Raw genomic sequence first — 16149 nt, 5'->3', positions numbered from 1 at the left:
GCTTCGGATCGGACCCGGGCCGGGGCGGCGGCGGGACCGTCCCGGCGGATGACCCCCGGCGTCGAAAAGCGTCGGAAAGCGTTGTTTTTCCTTGCTCGCAGGGGGGGCGGTTGTTAGGCTAGCGAACCCCTACGCGGCTCCCTTTTGACGGCCTATCCCCCGATGTTCAAGAAGTTTCGCGGCATGTTCTCCAATGACCTGTCCATCGACCTGGGCACGGCCAACACCCTCATTTACGTGCGTGGACAAGGGATAGTCCTGAACGAGCCTTCGGTGGTCGCGGTGCGCCAGGACCGCCTGATCGGCGGCAACCGTACGGTGGCTGCGGTCGGCGGCGAGGCCAAGCAGATGCTGGGCCGCACCCCGGGCCACATCACCACGATCCGGCCGATGAAGGACGGCGTGATCGCCGACTTCACCTACACGGAAGAAATGCTCAAGCACTTCATCCGCAAGGTGCACAAGTCGCGCTTCCTGCGCCCGAGCCCGCGCGTGCTGGTCTGCGTGCCCTGCGGCTCGACCCAGGTCGAGCGCCGCGCGATCAAGGAATCGGCCGAAGAGGCCGGTGCGCGCGAGGTCTACCTGATCGAGGAACCGATGGCCGCGGCGATCGGTGCCGGCATGCCGGTGACCGAGGCGCGCGGTTCGATGGTGGTCGACGTCGGCGGCGGCACCACCGAGGTCGCGGTGATCGCGCTCAACGGCATCGTCTATTCGGCCTCGGTCCGGATCGGCGGCGACCGTTTCGACGAGTCCATCATCAACTACGTGCGCCGCACCTACGGCACCCTGATCGGCGAAGCCACCGCCGAGCGCATCAAGCTCGAGATCGGCTGCGCCTACCCGCAGCAGAAGGCGGCCTCGATCGAGGTCTCCGGCCGCAACCTCGCCGAGGGCGTGCCGAAGATGATCCTGATCAATTCCAACGAAGTGCTGGAAGCGCTGCGCGAGCCGCTGGCCGGGATCGTCTCGGCGATCAAGCTGGCGCTGGAGCAGACCCCGCCGGAACTGTGCGCCGACGTCGCCGAGCGCGGCATCGTGCTGACCGGCGGCGGCGCGCTGCTGCGCGACCTGGACCGTCTGATCAGCGAGGAAACCGGCCTGCACGTGCAGGTGGCCGACGATCCGCTGACCTGCGTGGCCCGCGGCGGCGGCCGCGCGCTGGAGCTGGTCGACATGCACGGCAACGAGTTCTTCGCGCCGGAATGAGGTCACGCGCGCCCGCGCTGGTCGGAGCGGGTGGGTCAGCAGCGCGACGGCCATCGCAGTGTTTGTTCCATCCGCGAGCCGGCAGCCTGCCTGCCGCTCGCAGCCCGGGACGGCAGGACGCCGTCCCGATGCAGGCGCCGCGTTCGCGGCCTCTTCCGTCCGCCTCTTTCGACTCGTAGACACCGCCCGTGCCGTCTTACGCCGGTCCTCCCACCACCGCCCGCATCGGGGATGTCGCAGGGACCTTGCGCCTGCTCGCCTATCTGGCGCTGGCGGTGGTGCTGATCGTGCTCGACCACCGCGGCGGCTGGCTCAACCAGGCGCGCCGCCAGGTCGGCGTGGCGGTCGCGCCGCTGTGGGCCGTGGCCGGCTGGCCGGGACGGGTGGCCGAACGCATCCACGACGACGCCGGCACCCTGGGCCAGCTCACCGAAGACAACCGCCGCCTGCGCAACGAATTGCTGGTCAACCAGGCGCGGATGGCGCGGCTGCAGACCCTGGCCGCCGACAACGCGCGCCTGCGCGGCCTGCTGGAAGCGGCCGAGCGCGGCAATCTGGACGTGGTGCTGGCGCCCATCCTCGACATCGACCTGGACCCGACCCGGCAGCGCCTGATCCTGGACGCGGGCAGCCGCGACCGCGTGCGCACCGGCCAGAGCGTGATCGATTCCGGCGGCCTGCTCGGCCAGATCATCGGCGTCAATCCGATGCACGCCAGCGTGCTGCTGATCACCGACCCCTCGCACGCGGTGCCGGTGGCGGTGGCGCGCAACGGCGTGCGCCTGGTGGTGTACGGCGACGGCCGCAGCGACACCCTGCGCCTGGCCAGCGTGCCGCTGTCCAGCGACGTCAAGGTCGGCGACCAACTGGTGACCTCGGGCCTGGGCGGGCGTTTTCCGCCGGGGTTCCCGGTCGGCACCATCGCCGCGCTGCGCCCCGACGACAGCCGCGCCTTCCTGATCGGCGACGTCAAGCCGGCCGCGCAGCTGGACCGCGGCCGCGAAGTGCTGGTGCTGCTGTCGATGCCGCCGCCGGTGAATCCGGAGGAGTTCGACACCACGCCGCCGGCGCCGGGCGAACCCGGCGCGCCGACGGCCACCGCGCCGGCTGGCGCGACGCAGAGCGCCGCCGCTGCGACCCCAAGCGCCACCACCGGCGCCACCACCGGCGCCGCGCCGGCCACGAATCCGCCGACATCGCCCGCGCCCGCGCGCGCGACCCCGCCCACCGCTCCAGCTGCCCGCGAGCCGCGCCGATGACCCGCACCCGCCAACATTGGGTGTTGCCGGTGAGCCTGATCGCCGCGCTGCTGCTGGGTTTGCTGCCGCTGCCCACGCTGCTGCAGCCGCTGCGCCCGTACTGGCTGGCGCTGGTGCTGGCCTACTGGGTGATCGAGGACCCCGACCGCGCCGGCCTGGGCTTCGCCTTCGCCATCGGCCTGCTCGGCGACCTGGTGTACGGCGGCCTGTTCGGCGAGCAGGCGCTGCGGCTGGTGGTGATGACCTTCATCCTGCAGCGCTTCCGCGCGCGGCTGCGGTTCTTCCCGCTGTGGCAGCAGGCGCTGTGGGTCGGCGGCCTGATGCTCAACGACCGCATCGTCACCGCCGCGATCCACGTCGCGCTGGGCGAGCCGACGTTGCCGGCGACGTTCTGGCTGGCGCCGCTGTCGGGCCTGCTGCTGTGGCCGCTGATCTTCCTGCTGCTCGACGCATTGCGCCTGGGCACCTGGCGGAGGCGCTGAGCCGTGGGCCCGCGTCGTCGCTGGTTCGGTGCGCACCCGCTCAAGAAGCGGACGCTGAAGAACGCCGCCGCCGAGGCGGACCAGTTCCGCCGCCGCGCCGCGGTCGCGTTCGTGTGCGTGGTGCTGGGCGTGCTCGGCCTGGGCTTCTGGTACTACCGCCTGCAGGTGCTGCAGCACGCCGACTACGTCACCCGCTCGGAAGCCAACCGCATCAAGCTGCGGCCGGTGGTGCCCGGGCGCGGGCTGATCTACGACCGCAAGGGCCGCATCCTCGCCGACAACGTGCCGGCGTTCCGCATCGACGTGACGCCCAGCGAGGCCGGCAAGACCGAAACCTGGCTGCCGGCGCTGGCACAGGTCATCGCGCTGTCGCCCGAGGACATCAAGCGCTACGAGAACGAGCGCAAGGCCACGCGCGGCTTCAAGCCGATCACGCTCAAGCTGCGCGTGAGCGACGAGGAAGCGGCGCGCTTCTCGGTCGATCGCTGGCGCTACCCGGGCGTGGAGCTGGTCTCCTACCTCAACCGCCGTTATCCCTACGGCGAACTGCTGTCGCATGTGATCGGCTACGTCGGCCGCATCGACACCAAGGACCTGGAGACCATGGCCGAGGGCAACGCGGCCCTGACCCATGTCGGCAAGACCGGCCTGGAGCGCTATTACGAGGAAGCGCTGCGCGGCAAGGTCGGTTACGAAAAGATCGAGACCAACGTCGACGGCCGTCCGATGGGCCAGGTCGGGCACGTGCCGGCGCAGCCGGGTGCGGACCTGCGCCTGAGCATCGACCTGGACCTGCAGCGCGCGATGGTGGCCGCGTTCGGCGACTTCGACGGTTCGGCGGTGGCGGTGGACCCGCGCACCGGCGAGGTGCTGGCCATGGTCAGCCTGCCGGGCTACGACACCAACCTGTTCGTCAACGGCATCTCCAGCGCCGACTACCGCGCGCTGATGGACAACCCCTCGCGGCCGATGTTCAACCGCAACGTGCTCGGCGGCGGTCCGCCGGGCTCGACGGTGAAGCCGCTGATCGGCCTGGCCGGCCTGGACAGCGGCCTGCGCACCGCCGACGACAAGGTGTTCTCCACCGGCGAGTTCCACATCCCAGGCCAGAAGCGCGGCTACCGCGACGCGCACGGCGGCGCCGGCTGGACCGATCTGCGCAAGTCGATCTCGCAGTCGGTGAACTACTACTACTACAAGCTCGCCTACGAAATGGGGATCAACCGTTTCGAGCAGTACATGCGCAAGTACGGCTTCGGCGGGCCCACCGGCATCGACCTGGCCGGCGAGAACAGCGGCGTGGTGCCGTCGCAGGCATGGAAGGCCAAGCGCAGCAAGGAAGGCTGGTACCCGGGCGAGACGGTGATCGCCGGCATCGGCCAGGGCTATTGGGTCGCCACCGCCTTGCAACTGGTGCGCGGCACCGCGGCGATCGCCAACGGCGGCGACCTGCGCCGGCTGCACCTGGTGCGCGAGCGCCGCGACGGTTACGAGTCGCCGTGGACCGCGGTCGAGCAGCCGGTGCCGTCGCGCATCACCGACAACGCCGCGCATCTGCGCGCGGTGCAGGAGGGCATGGTCGCGACCATGCTGCCCGGCGGCACCGGCGCCAGCCTGGTGCGCGGCGCGCCGTACCAGAGCGCCGGCAAGACCGGCACCGCGCAGAAGATCAGCCGGCGCGGCAACGTCAGCCTGAACCCGCATTCGCTGCCCTACCACCTGCGCCATCAGGCGCTGTTCGTGGGCTATGCGCCGGCCGACAACCCGACCATCGCGGTCGCGGTGGTGGTTGAGCACGGCGGTTACGGCGCCAGCTCGGCCGGCCCGATCGCGCGCAAGATCTTCGATGCCTGGCTGCTGGGCAAGATGCCGGAGCCCGATCCGGCCGAGAAAAACGCGATTCCGCCGCTGGCCGCGCCGGTGGCGGCGACGACGGCGCAAGTGGTGCAGGTCGCCTTGTCGGCGGCCGACGACGGCGTGGTGGCCAATACGCCGGCGCCGGTGTCGCCTGCGTTCGCGGTCGGCGCGCTGAGCCCGCAGGCGCTGGCGCAGGAGGCCGCGAAGGGCCATGCCAATGCGCCTAATTTGAATGCGCGGCGCAGCGGCGCCACCGCGCCTGCGCAGACGGGAACCAGCACGACGACGCAAGTCGCGCCCACCGCGGCGGCGCCTGCGAGCGCCGGCACCGCGCCGGCGACAACGCAAGGCCAGGCGCCGGTTCAGGGCGGCATGCCCACGCGGCAAAACGGCGCCGCACCGCCGGAGCCGCGCCGGTGAGAGTGATTCTGCGCTGGCTGTTCGACCTGATCGCGCGCGCGCTGCGCACGGTCGATCTGCCGCTGCTGGGCGCCTTGCTGGCGCTGATGGCGATCGGCCTGGCGGTGCTGTACAGCGCCGGCGACCATTCCACGCGCATGGTGTTGGCGCAGGGGTCGCGCTTCGGCGCCGGCCTGGTGGCGATGTGGGCGCTGTCGCGCATGCCGACCTCACAGCTGCGTAACTGGACGCCGCTGATCTACGGCGCGTCCTTGCTGCCGCTGCTGCTGGTGCTGGCGATCGGCACAGGCAAGCACGGCCGCCACTGGATCGATTTGAAGCTGTTCTATTTCCAGCCCGCCGAGCTGCTCAAGCTGAGCCTGCCGATGATGGTGGCCTGGTACCTCAACCGTCAGGCGCTGCCGCCGAAGTTCTCTTCGGTGTTGGTCGCCGGCGTGGTGATCGCGGTGCCGACGGTGCTGATCCTGCTGCAGCCCGACTTCGGCACCGCCATGCTGGTCGGCATCAGCGGCGCGTTCGCGCTGTATCTGGCGGGATTGCCGTGGTGGTGGTTCGGCGCGGCCTTCGGCGGCGTCGCCGCGATCGCGCCGGTGGCCTGGTTCTGGCTGCTGCGGCCCTACCAGAAGGACCGCATCCTGACCTTCCTCAACCCCGAATCCGATCCGTTGGGCACGGGCTGGAACATCATCCAGTCCAAGATCGCGATCGGTGCCGGCGGCATGACCGGCAAGGGCTGGCTGCAGGGCTCGCAGTCGCATCTGAACTATCTGCCCGAACACACCACCGATTTCATCTTCGCCGTGCTCAGCGAGGAGTTCGGCTGGCTGGGCGTGGCGACGGTGCTGAGCCTGTACCTGTTCGTGGTCGGGCGCTGCCTGTGGATCGCGGCGGAGGCGCGCGACGGCTACTCGCGCCTGATCGCCGGCGCGCTGGGCCTGGCGTTCTTCGTCTACGTGATCGTCAACGGCGGCATGATCGCCGGCCTGTTGCCGGTGGTGGGCGTGCCGATGCCGCTGCTCAGCTACGGCGGCACCTCCGCGGTCTCGCTGCTGGCCGGCCTGGGCGTGGTGATGGCGGTGCGCGCGCACCGACCGGTGCATGGCGGGCGCTGAGAGGCTGAAGCGCCAGCGTCGAGCTCCTGATTTTCCTTCTCCCTGTGGGAGAAGGTGCCCGCAGGGCGGATGAGGGTCCGGGATGAGGTTCGAGCGGCGCACTTGCGTCGGACCCTCACCCCAACCCCTCTCCCAGCGGGAGAGGGGCTTCCGCGGCGCGATCGCTTCGTGGCCACATGTAGCCGGAATCCCGCTGCGCCCACTTCGCGCCGATTAAGCAACAAAACCTGACTATCGGCCGCGATCTTCATGAATACACGGTTTTGGCCGCTGTTTTCGCGTGCTAACCTCGCGTCGATGATTCGACGCCCCCATACCGTACGCCGCGCCGCGATCTGCGCGCTCACGCTCGCTCTGGCGGCTTGCGCCACCCAGGCGCCGCCCCCGACCGCCGCACAGCCCAAGGCGCCCGCCGCGACGCCGACGCCGGCCGCGCCGGCCGCCAAGCCCGACCCGCTCGCGCATCTGCCGCCGCCGGTGGTGCCGATGCCGATCGAGCAGGCCCGCGCCGCGTTCGTGCGCGACACCGCGGCCAAGTACGCGATCGACCCGGCCTACATCGAATCCGTGCTGGCCCGCGCGCAGATCCGCGACGGCATCGTCGCGGCGATGTCGCGCCCGGCCGAGGCCAAGCCCTGGCGCGACTACCGCCCGATCTTCATCACCCAAAAGCGCATCGACGGCGGCAAGGCCTTCCTGGCCCAGCATCGCGAAAAGCTCGCGCGCGTCGAGGCGCAGACCGGCGTGCCGGCCGAGATCATCGTCTCGATCCTCGGGGTCGAGACCAGCTTTGGCGGCAACACCGGCAGCTATCCGGTGATCGACGCGCTGTACACGCTGGCCTTCGCCTATCCGCGCACCGGCGATCCGGCCAAGGCCGAACGCGAGAACCGCCGCGAGGCCTTCTTCCGCGACGAGCTCGGCCAGTTGTTCGCGATGGGCAAGGAAAACGGCATGGACGTGGCCACGCTGACCGGCAGCTACGCCGGCGCGATGGGCTGGGGCCAGTTCATGCCCTCCAGCTACCGTCAGTACGCGGTCGACGGCGACGGCGACGGCAAGAAGGATCTGTTCACCGATCTCGACGACGTGTTCGCCTCGGTCGCCAACTACTTCGTCAAGAAGGGCGGCTGGGTGCGCGGCGGTCCGATCGTGCTGCGCGCCAACCGCGACGCCACCGCGCTGGACTTCAAGCCCGACAACCTGGACCCGATCATTCCGCTCAGCGACCTGGCCGCGCGCGGCTATCGTCCCTTGGGCACGGTCGCGCCGACCGAAACGGCGACGCTGTTGAACCTGGAAGGCGTCGCCGGGCCGGAGTACTGGCTCGGTTTCCGCAACTTCTACGCGATCACCCGTTACAACATCTCCGCCCACTACGCGATGGCGGTGTACCAGTTGTCCGAGGCGATCGCCGGACGGGAGAATCCCTTGGCCACGAACAGCACTGGACAGCCTCCGGCATGAAGCGGCTGATCGCCGCGATCCTGCCCCTGGCCCTGGTGGCCTGCGCTAGCGCCCCCAGGAAGCCCGCCTCCGAATCGGTCGCCTTGCCCGACCGCGACGGCGTCCATCGCGCCGGCCTGCCGTCGGCGGGCGGACGCAAGAAATCGCCGTACGCCCCGGCCCAGGAAGATCCGCGCACGCGCGGCAACTACACCGCCGGTGGCCTGTACGCGCCGGGCCAGCGCGACAGCACGCCGGACTACGTGCCCGACGTCGACGCGATCCCCGAGCCCGACATCGTCGCCGAGCCGCGCTCGCGCTTCGGCAACCGCTCGCCGTACACCGTGCTGGGCAAGACCTACCGCGTACTCGACAACCACGACGATTACGTCGAGACCGGCACCGCGTCCTACTACGGCCAGAAATTCCACGGCCGCCGCACCTCCAACCTGGAGGTGTACGACATGTACGCCTTCACCGCCGCGCATAAATCGCTGCCGCTGCCCAGCTTCGCGCGCGTGACCAACCTGGACAACGGCAAGTCGGTGACCGTGCGCGTCAACGACCGCGGCCCCTTCCACGACGGCCGCGTGATCGACCTGAGCTACGCCGCCGCGGTCAAGTTGGGCATCACCCAGCGCGGCACCGGCCGGGTCGAGGTGCGCGCGCTGCATCCGGGCGAGGCGCCGCCGCCGGCGTACGCCAGCGCCGCCAACAATCCGCCGCCGGCCGCGGCCCGGCCGGCCGCGCCCAGCGCCATGGACCGCCTGGTGTCGGCGATGCCGGTGGCCAGCGCCAACGCCGGCGAATTGCCGCCGGGCGCACGCATCGCCACCGGCAAGCCGGCGCCGGTCGTCGCCAAGCCCACAGCGGCGGCGGTCGCCTCCGCCGCCAAACCGGCCTCGGGCGGGGATTACCGCTTCGACATGCTGCAAAACGGCAAGACCATGACCGCCGACGAGTTCGAGGTCTGGATGAAGTCGCGCCAGGTCCGGGTCGCCACCGGCAAGGCGGTGCGCGTGGACAGCGCGCCGCCGCGCAAGCTCAGCCGCGCCGAGCGCCGCGCCCTGGAAAAACGCCAGAAGGCCGAAGCGGTCGCCGCCGCCGCGCTGCCGGCGCCGCCCAAGGCGCCGCCGCCGCCGAGTCCGGCCAAGGCCGCCACCGTGGTCGCCGCCGCGATCGAGCGCAACGACACGCCGCGCGGCGAAGACGTGACCCTGCAAGTGGCCAGCTTCAGCGCGCGCAGCAACGCCGACCGCGCGCTGGGCATGCTGAAAAGCGCCGGCATCGACGACGCGCGCCTGCTCGACGGCAACGCCAACGGGCAGAAGGTTTGGCGCTTGCGCGTGGGTCCGCTGCAGGCCGCCGCCGCGCCGGAACTCGCCGCGCGTATCGTCGGTCTGGGTTTCGGACAACCGCAGCGCGTGCGCGACTGAACGCGCCAGGAGCTACATCTGGCCGCGGATTCGTCCGCGGCGGCGCGGGGCAGGACGTCCCGCCGTCGATCGCGGCCCGGGACGGCCGCGTCGAACGCAAGGGGAGGGCGCAAGCCCGCCCGCCGATCTGGAGCGCCCGGGACGGGCGGCTCCAGCCTAGAATTCCAGCGTAAGCCCAGCCCAGGCCGGCACGAGACCGGCTCCCCGGAGTAGTTGAACGATGAAAGCCCGCTTCACCCCACGCGCCGCCGCGCTCGCAGCGTTCGCCGCCGCCTGCCTGGTCACCACGACCGCCGGCCTGGTCTTCGCGCAGACGCCCGTTCCGAAGCCCGCCGCGGCCCTGCCGCCGGCCAGCGATTCGCTGCCGGTGCCGCCGCCGCCGGCGATCAAGGCCAGCGCCTGGGTGCTGATGGACGCCGCCAGCGGCAACGTGCTCGCCGGCGAAAACATCGACACCCGCGTCGAGCCGGCCAGCATCACCAAGGTCATGACCAGCTACGTGATCGCCGCCGAACTCAAGGGCGGCAAGGTCAAGGACACCGACCAGGTGATGATGACCGAGAACGCCTGGCGCAAGGGCGGCGCGGCCACCGACGGCAGCTACTCCGGCTTCGAGGTCAACAAGACCGCGCCGCTGATCGACATGGAAAAGGGCATGGTGGTGCAGTCCGGCAACGATGCCGCGATCGCCCTGGCCGAGCACGTCGCCGGCAGCGAGGACGCCTTCGCCGCGCTGATGAACCAGTACGCCGCGCGCATCGGCATGAAGAACTCGCACTTCATGAATCCGCACGGCCTGTCGCAGGAAAACCATTACTCCAGCGCACGCGATCTGGCCCTGCTCGGGCGCGCGCTGATCCACGATTTCCCGGTCGCGTACTCGTACAACAAGATCAAGGAACTCAAGGTCGGCCCGATCGAGCAGTTGAACCGCAATCGCCTGCTGTGGCGCGATCCGTCGGTCGACGGCATCAAGACCGGCCACCACTCCGGCGCCGGTTACTGCCTGATGGGTTCGGCCCTGCGTGGCGATCAGCGCTTGATCTCGGTGGTGATGGGCTCGACCTCCGACGACCAGCGCACCGTCGACAGCCAGGCGCTGCTGAACTGGGGCTTCCGCTTCTACGAAACCCACCGCCTCTACGACGCCGGCAAATCCATCGCCAAGCAGAAGGTCTGGAAGGGCACCGCCGACGAAGCCCAGCTCGGCGTCGCCGAGCCGCTGCTGGTGACCGTGCCGCGCGGCAAGTACGCCCAGCTCAAGCCCAGCATGGACGTCAGCAAGACCCTGGTCGCGCCGATCCAGAAGGGTCAGGCCGTGGGCACCGTAAAGGTCGTGCTGGACGGCAAAGTCATCGCCCAGCGCCCGCTGGTCGCGCTCAACGCGATCGAAGAAGGCGGCTTCTTCAAGCGCCTGTGGGACGAGTTCTGGATGTGGTGGGAGTCGGAGTAAGCGGCTTACGCCTAACGATGCGATCAAAAAGGCCGGCGAAAGCCGGCCTTTTTATATCCAGTTACATCGCTAACGAACATCGCGTGCTATGCGGTTCGCTGCGCTCACCACATCCTACTTCGCCCGGAACGTCACCGTAGGATGCGGTGAGCGCAGCGAACCGCATCAGCCCGCGTCACTCGCCAAAATCACGCGTCCCGGCATACGCCGCAACACCCCAGTCTTTCGCATATCGCCCATCGCTCACGTAGCGATGAAAGCTTGAGTAGGGCCACTCCTTCGCTGCCGTCACCAGTCCATGTTTCACGGGGTTGTAGTGCACGTAATCGCAATGCGCCGCCAAATCGGTCGCATCGCGAATCAAATGATCCCAGTATCGTCGCTGCCAGATGCCGCGCTCGCCACGCAACAGGCGGCTGTTCGAACGTTGTTCGCCGTGCGGCAGGCGACGGGCGAAGTCCGCCTTGATCAGTCCCCAGCGCGTTCCGATACGTGAATCGCCGGGAGGCAGCGTCCAAATGGCGTGCAGATGATCGGGCAGCACCACCATGGCGTCGATGCGGAACGGATGTCTGCACCGAACCCGCGCGACCGTTTCGCGCAGTAGTCCGATTTGCTCCACGAGCAGGCGATTGCCGCCGCGCTGGGCGAGGTTGGTGGTGAAGAACCAGGTCGCGCCTGAGGCGTGGGGGCGGCGATAGGCGGTCATCGTTGGAACCCGGAGCACGGAGGGCCCAGGATGAATGTCGCAACGCGGGGGCGCTGTCGGCAGATGGCGCGCTACGGTGTGGGAAAAATCTGGTGATGGGTGGGCGATGCGGCTCGCTACGCTCACCGCATCGTACGGCTGCGGCTACCGCGGCAGTCAGAACCGCAAGAAATACGGCACCGCCGCCAACCCCACGCCGATCAGCACCAGCGCCCAGTTGTTGGAGACGAAGTAGGGGAACGCCATCAGCCCCAGCCCGCATACCAGCGGCACCGGTGCGCGCTGGCGCTTGCCGTACAGGAAATAACCCAGGCCGATCGAGCCGAACAGCAAGCCCCACCACAGCGACGCTGTATTCATCTGACGCGACTCCCGCAACCGGTGCCTGGGCGCATGCTACGCCGGGTTGGGTTCGGGCTCCCGCGGACCCATAATCCGCGTATGGACATCCAATCCGACAACCCCGACCACGGCTTCCAGTTCCCCGGTACCTTCGAGCTCAGCGCCATGGGCGCGGCCGAGGCCGGCCTGGAGCGCGAACTGCCGCGGCTGCTGACCGACGCCGGTATCGAGGTCGAGGCCGAAACCATCCAGTGGAAGCACTCGGCCAGCGGCAAATACGTCTCGGTACGGATCAGCTTCCGCGCCGAAAGCCGCGCCCAGTACGACCTGGCCCACCAGGTGCTGCGCGACCATCCGGAAGTGAAGTGGACACTGTGATCGACGCCGTGGCGGCGGTGCTGGGCGGCGAGCGCGGCCCGCCGCCGGCGCAGCTGCGCGATCTGGGCCGCCAGCCCTACGAGCCGGTCTGGCGCGCCATGCAGGCCTTCACCGACGCCCGCGACGCCGACACGCCGGACGAGCTGTGGCTGGTCGAACACGAGCCGGTGTTCACCCTGGGTCAGGCCGGCAAGGACGAGCACGTGCTGATGCCGGGCGACATTCCGGTGATCCACGTCGACCGCGGCGGCCAGGTGACCTACCACGGGCCCGGCCAGATCGTGCTGTACCCGCTGCTGGATCTGCGCCGGCTCAAGGTCGGGGTGCGCGAGTACGTGGACCGGATCGAGCAGGCGGTGATCGACACCCTGGCCGAGTGGAACCTGGAAGGCGCGCGCCGCGACGGCGCGCCCGGGGTCTACGTGGCCGGGGCCAAGGTCATGGCCCTGGGCATCCGGGTGCGGCGCGGCTGCACCTTCCACGGCCTGGCCTTCAACATCGCCATGGACCTGTCGCCCTACCAGCGCATCAACCCCTGCGGTTATCAGGGGCTGCAGGTGACCTCGGTGGTAGACTTGGGCGGCCCTTCCGGGCTGGATGCGGTCAAGCCGGTGCTGGTCGACCACTTGTCCCGGCAGTTTGGTTTGACGGTGGAAACCGCCGAGCCGTTGAGCTTCTGATTGCTTCTGATTTCCCTTCTCCCGCAAGCGGGGTGAGGAGCGGCGTTTGCGAGCCACCGGCTCGCGCTGCGCCGAACGCCCGACCGCTATGCGGGCGGGCCGGGGAACGCAGTGCCGATTCGCTTCGCGATCGGCCGCTGCGTGGCCCTCACCCCAACCCTCTCCCGCCCGCGGGGGAGGGAGCTAACACACCAGAGTCGACGCACGCATGACCGATCCCGCCTCCAAGACCATCCCGCTCACGGTCGTCAGCGGTGGCGCGCCCGACGCGCCGGCGGTGCTGCAGTCCACCACCATGACGCCGGGCGCCAAGCAGCTCGGCGGCGACAAGATCCAGCGCTCGCCGGTGCAGTTCGTCGATGCGCCGGTGCTGCGCAAGCCGTCCTGGATCCGCGTGCGCATCCCCTCGGGCAATTCGGTCGCCCAGCTCAAGGCGAAACTGCGCGAGAACCGGCTGGTCACCGTCTGCGAAGAGGCCAGCTGCCCGAACATCCACGAGTGCTTCAGTCACGGCACCGCGACCTTCATGATTCTCGGTGAGGTCTGCACGCGCCGTTGCTCGTTCTGCGACGTCGCCCACGGCCGGCCCAAGCCGCCGGACGCCAGCGAGCCGGCCAACCTGGCCCGCACCGTCGCCGACATGGCGCTGAAGTACGTGGTCATCACCAGCGTCGACCGCGACGACCTGCGCGACGGCGGCGCCCAGCATTTCGTCGACTGCATCAAGGCCGTGCGCAACGAAAGCCCGCGCACCAAGATCGAGATCCTCACGCCCGATTTCCGCGGCAAGGGCCGCATGGAGCGCGCGCTGGACATCTTGAACACCAGCCCGCCGGACGTGTTCAACCACAACGTCGAGACCGTGCCGGACCTGTACACCAACGTGCGTCCGGGCGCCGACTACCAGTGGTCGCTGACCCTGCTGCAGAAGTTCAAGGCCCAGCACCCGCAGGTCGCGACCAAGTCCGGCATCATGCTGGGCCTGGGCGAAACCATGGAGCAGGTGCAGGCCACGCTGCGCGACCTGCGCGCGCACGACGTGGACATGATCACCATCGGCCAGTACCTGCAGCCCACGCCGCATCACCATCCGGTGCTGCGCTACTGGACGCCGGACGAGTTCAAGGCGCTGGAGGAGTACGGCATGGCGCTGGGCTTCACCCACGTCGCCTCCGGCCCGCTGGTGCGTTCGTCCTACCACGCCGACCGCCAGGCCATCGAAGCCGGTTTCGCCGCGGCCTGAGCCGCCAATCCGGCGCCGCGCGCCGGGTATGATCGACGGCGACGATGGGACGTCGCCGGGGATATCCAATGACTGTGTTGCGCGCGGGCCTCGCGCTCGCCCTGTGGGGCTGCGCGCTGCAGGCGCCCGCGGCCGATGCCGTGGCCGCCGACGACGTCAAGACGCGCGCCGACACCATCGCCCTGGTCAGCGGCCTGTTCACCGACAAGCGCTACAACTACCGGCCGCGTGCGCTGGACGACGCCTTGTCGGCCGAACTGTTCGACGCCTGGCTGGCGCAGCTGGATCCCGATCGCCTCTACCTCAGCGCCGCCGATATCGGCGAGCTGCAGCGCTATCGCGAGGGCCTGGACGACGCGATCCGCGCACGCGATCTCGCCCCGTTCCTGGCCATGCGCGAACTGGCGCTGACGCGCCTGGACGCGCGCGTGGCGAAGGTGCCGGCGCTGCTCGCGCAGGGCTTCGACTTCGGCGGCCAGGACGACTGGACGCCCGATCGCGCCGCCGCGCCCTGGGCCGCGGACGCCGCCGCGTTGGACGCGTTGTGGCTGCGCCGGATCAAGAGCGAGGCGCTGGACCTGAGCCTGGCCGGCCGCACGCCGGCGCAGGTGCGCGCGACGCTGGAACGCCGCTACGCGCAAATCGCGGGCGCCGCGCATGCGCCGTCGCCGCAGGCGGTGTTCGAAGCGGTCCTGAACACCTATGCGGGCGTCAGCGATTCCGGCGGCGACTATTACTCGTCCGCCGCCGCGCAGCGCCTGCTCGACGCGGTGCCCGACCACGTCGGTGTCGGCATGTCGCTCAAGCGCGGCAACGACGACACGGTATCGCTGGTCTACCTCAGCGCCGACGGCCCCGCCGCGCGCGCCGGCCTGCGCAGCGGCGACCGTCTGCTGGCGACGGGCGAGGGCGAGACCGACGCGCTGGAGGACGTCGCCGGTGCCGATCTGGACGCCTTGGTGACGCGTCTGCGCGGCCGTCCGGGCAGCCGCGTGCGCGTGCAGGTGCAGCCGTTCGGCAGCCTGCCCGGCGAGCCCACGCGCACCGTCGTGCTGGAACGCGCCCGCGCCGGCATGGCCGAGCAGCGCGCCACCCAGCGCGTGCTGGAGGTCGGCGGCAAGCGCATCGGCGTGATCGTGCCGGGCAGCTTCTACGTCGATTTCGCGCGCATGCGCACCGATCCCGATCACCGCTCGGTGTCGCGCGACGTCGCCGAGCTGCTGCGCCAGCTGCAGGCGCAGCGCGTCGACGCGGTGCTGGTGGACCTGCGCGACAACGAGGGCGGCGCCCTCAACCAGTTGCCGGAAGTGTTCGGATTGTTCATGCGGGCGCCGGCGGTGGTGCAGCTGCGCGAGGGCGGTGGCCGCGTCGAACTGATGAACGCCCAGGTCGAGCCGGTGTGGACCGGCCCGATGGCGGTGCTGGTCAACGCACGCTCGGCCGCGGCCTCGGAGATGTTCGCCGCCGCCGTGCAGGACTACGGCCGCGGCCTGGTGGTCGGCCAGCGCACTTACGGCCGCGGCAGCATCCAGAACCTGATCGACCTGGACCGCTGGCCGAACAACCAGGAGCGGCGTTACGGCCAGGTGCGCATGAGCGTCGCCCATGCCTTCCGGGTCAGCGGGCTATCGCTGGAGGGGGTAGGCGTGACACCGGACCTGAGCCTGCTCGCCGATACCGCGGCCGCGCCCAAGCCTGGTCCGCGCATGGTCGCCATGCCGGGCTACAAGGCGCCGGTCGCGCCGGCCGTGCCGCTGGCCGCGCACCAGGCGCGCGCGGCCGCCGACGGCGAGTTGCGCCGCTGGCAGCAACGCCGGCAGGCCCTGGCCGCGCACGCGCGCGGCCAGGTGTCGCTGAACCTGGCGGCGCGCCGCGCCGAACTGGCGCGGCTGGGGCCGCCACCGCAGACCGACGCCGAGCTGGCCGAGGCCGCGGCGGTGCTGGCCGACGCGACGGCGGGCGCCGCGCGCTGAGCTTTAGCCCCGTTGCGGCCGGTCTTGCGTTCACATCCTTAGGCGTCGGGACGACTTTCTAACGTCGTTCTAACGCCTTTACGCGTGCCCAACCCACGAAGCTGAACGCCATCCGCCCCCGGATGCCCGAAACCGTTACCGCCGCGCGTG

13 protein-coding genes and 1 pseudogene are annotated in these 16149 nt (G+C 70.0%); 12 read left to right on the top strand and 2 right to left on the bottom strand.

Going from position 1 to position 16149, the window contains the following annotated elements; translation table 11 throughout:
• Positions 1 to 162 precede the first annotated feature (162 nt).
• The 8 genes and pseudogenes from LVB77_RS20180 (at position 163) to LVB77_RS20145 (ending at position 10674) form a co-directional block, all read left to right on the top strand.
• Positions 163 to 1209, top strand: coding sequence for a rod shape-determining protein (locus LVB77_RS20180; RefSeq protein ID WP_232907984.1), 1047 nt, complete (start codon positions 163 to 165; stop codon positions 1207 to 1209).
• Positions 1210 to 1454: 245 nt separating this feature from the next.
• Positions 1455 to 2468 (top strand): rod shape-determining protein MreC, encoded by a 1014-nt coding sequence (mreC, locus tag LVB77_RS20175; RefSeq protein ID WP_343226212.1) that lies wholly within the window; start codon positions 1455 to 1457, stop codon positions 2466 to 2468.
• Positions 2465 to 2950, top strand: a complete 486-nt coding sequence (mreD, locus tag LVB77_RS20170) for a rod shape-determining protein MreD (protein ID WP_232907982.1) — start codon at positions 2465 to 2467, stop codon at positions 2948 to 2950. Before mreC ends, mreD begins: the two co-directional genes overlap by 4 nt.
• Before the next feature lie 3 nt (positions 2951 to 2953).
• Positions 2954 to 4822: pseudogene (mrdA, locus tag LVB77_RS20165) on the top strand (penicillin-binding protein 2); the annotation flags it as partial.
• Positions 4823 to 5223: 401 nt separating this feature from the next.
• On the top strand, positions 5224 to 6339 hold the full coding sequence (gene rodA / locus LVB77_RS20160) for a rod shape-determining protein RodA (RefSeq protein WP_232907981.1): 1116 nt from the start codon (positions 5224 to 5226) through the stop codon (positions 6337 to 6339).
• A gap of 297 nt (positions 6340 to 6636) precedes the next feature.
• Positions 6637 to 7806 (top strand): lytic murein transglycosylase B, encoded by a 1170-nt coding sequence (gene mltB / locus LVB77_RS20155; protein ID WP_232907980.1) that lies wholly within the window; start codon positions 6637 to 6639, stop codon positions 7804 to 7806.
• Positions 7803 to 9221: a septal ring lytic transglycosylase RlpA family protein gene (locus LVB77_RS20150; RefSeq protein ID WP_232907979.1), complete on the top strand. Its 1419-nt coding sequence runs from the start codon at positions 7803 to 7805 to the stop codon at positions 9219 to 9221. Before mltB ends, LVB77_RS20150 begins: the two co-directional genes overlap by 4 nt.
• Before the next feature lie 220 nt (positions 9222 to 9441).
• A complete protein-coding gene (locus LVB77_RS20145) occupies positions 9442 to 10674 on the top strand; it encodes a D-alanyl-D-alanine carboxypeptidase family protein (RefSeq protein WP_232907978.1) in 1233 nt (410 codons plus the stop codon).
• Positions 10675 to 10849: 175 nt separating this feature from the next.
• Here LVB77_RS20145 and LVB77_RS20140 read toward each other — a convergent pair whose 3' ends face one another.
• Together LVB77_RS20140 and LVB77_RS20135 are read right to left on the bottom strand one after the other, a co-directional pair.
• A complete protein-coding gene (locus LVB77_RS20140) occupies positions 10850 to 11383 on the bottom strand; it encodes a transposase (RefSeq protein ID WP_232907977.1) in 534 nt (177 codons plus the stop codon).
• 156 nt (positions 11384 to 11539) lie between these two features.
• Complete coding sequence (locus LVB77_RS20135) at positions 11540 to 11743, bottom strand: hypothetical protein (protein ID WP_232907976.1); 204 nt, start codon at positions 11741 to 11743, stop codon at positions 11540 to 11542.
• A gap of 81 nt (positions 11744 to 11824) precedes the next feature.
• On the opposite strand from LVB77_RS20135, the gene LVB77_RS20130 reads away from it, so the two are divergent.
• The 4 genes from LVB77_RS20130 to LVB77_RS20115 all read left to right on the top strand — a co-directional run bounded on the left by LVB77_RS20130 (position 11825) and on the right by LVB77_RS20115 (position 15999).
• On the top strand, positions 11825 to 12103 hold the full coding sequence (locus tag LVB77_RS20130; RefSeq protein WP_232907975.1) for a DUF493 family protein: 279 nt from the start codon (positions 11825 to 11827) through the stop codon (positions 12101 to 12103).
• The gene (gene lipB, locus LVB77_RS20125) at positions 12103 to 12783 is read left to right on the top strand and encodes a lipoyl(octanoyl) transferase LipB (protein WP_232910375.1); all 681 of its coding nucleotides are present in this window, start codon (positions 12103 to 12105) and stop codon (positions 12781 to 12783) included. The genes LVB77_RS20130 and lipB overlap by 1 nt, the downstream gene beginning before the upstream one ends.
• 208 nt (positions 12784 to 12991) lie before the next feature.
• Positions 12992 to 14026, top strand: a complete 1035-nt coding sequence (gene lipA / locus LVB77_RS20120) for a lipoyl synthase (RefSeq protein ID WP_232907974.1) — start codon at positions 12992 to 12994, stop codon at positions 14024 to 14026.
• 68 nt (positions 14027 to 14094) lie between these two features.
• Positions 14095 to 15999: a S41 family peptidase gene (locus LVB77_RS20115; RefSeq protein ID WP_232907973.1), complete on the top strand. Its 1905-nt coding sequence runs from the start codon at positions 14095 to 14097 to the stop codon at positions 15997 to 15999.
• Positions 16000 to 16149: the final 150 nt, after the last annotated feature.

Source organism: Lysobacter sp. 5GHs7-4, assembly GCF_021284765.1.
Lineage (GTDB): Bacteria > Pseudomonadota > Gammaproteobacteria > Xanthomonadales > Xanthomonadaceae > Lysobacter.
Note: the sequence above shows the minus strand (reverse complement) of the source record. Positions and strands in the feature narration are given on the sequence as shown.

Bases quoted from the DNA above. Each gene is read 5' to 3' on its own strand.
- LVB77_RS20180 (WP_232907984.1), top strand. From the start codon at position 163: ATGTTCAAGAAGTTTCGCGGCATGTTCTCCAATGACCTGTCCATCGAC.
- mreD (WP_232907982.1), top strand. From the start codon at position 2,465: ATGACCCGCACCCGCCAACATTGGGTGTTGCCGGTGAGCCTGATCGCC.
- mltB (WP_232907980.1), top strand. From the start codon at position 6,637: ATGATTCGACGCCCCCATACCGTACGCCGCGCCGCGATCTGCGCGCTC.
- LVB77_RS20150 (WP_232907979.1), top strand. From the start codon at position 7,803: ATGAAGCGGCTGATCGCCGCGATCCTGCCCCTGGCCCTGGTGGCCTGC.
- LVB77_RS20145 (WP_232907978.1), top strand. From the start codon at position 9,442: ATGAAAGCCCGCTTCACCCCACGCGCCGCCGCGCTCGCAGCGTTCGCC.
- LVB77_RS20140 (WP_232907977.1), bottom strand. From the start codon at position 11,383: ATGACCGCCTATCGCCGCCCCCACGCCTCAGGCGCGACCTGGTTCTTC.
- LVB77_RS20135 (WP_232907976.1), bottom strand. From the start codon at position 11,743: ATGAATACAGCGTCGCTGTGGTGGGGCTTGCTGTTCGGCTCGATCGGC.
- LVB77_RS20130 (WP_232907975.1), top strand. From the start codon at position 11,825: ATGGACATCCAATCCGACAACCCCGACCACGGCTTCCAGTTCCCCGGT.
- lipA (WP_232907974.1), top strand. From the start codon at position 12,992: ATGACCGATCCCGCCTCCAAGACCATCCCGCTCACGGTCGTCAGCGGT.
- LVB77_RS20115 (WP_232907973.1), top strand. From the start codon at position 14,095: ATGACTGTGTTGCGCGCGGGCCTCGCGCTCGCCCTGTGGGGCTGCGCG.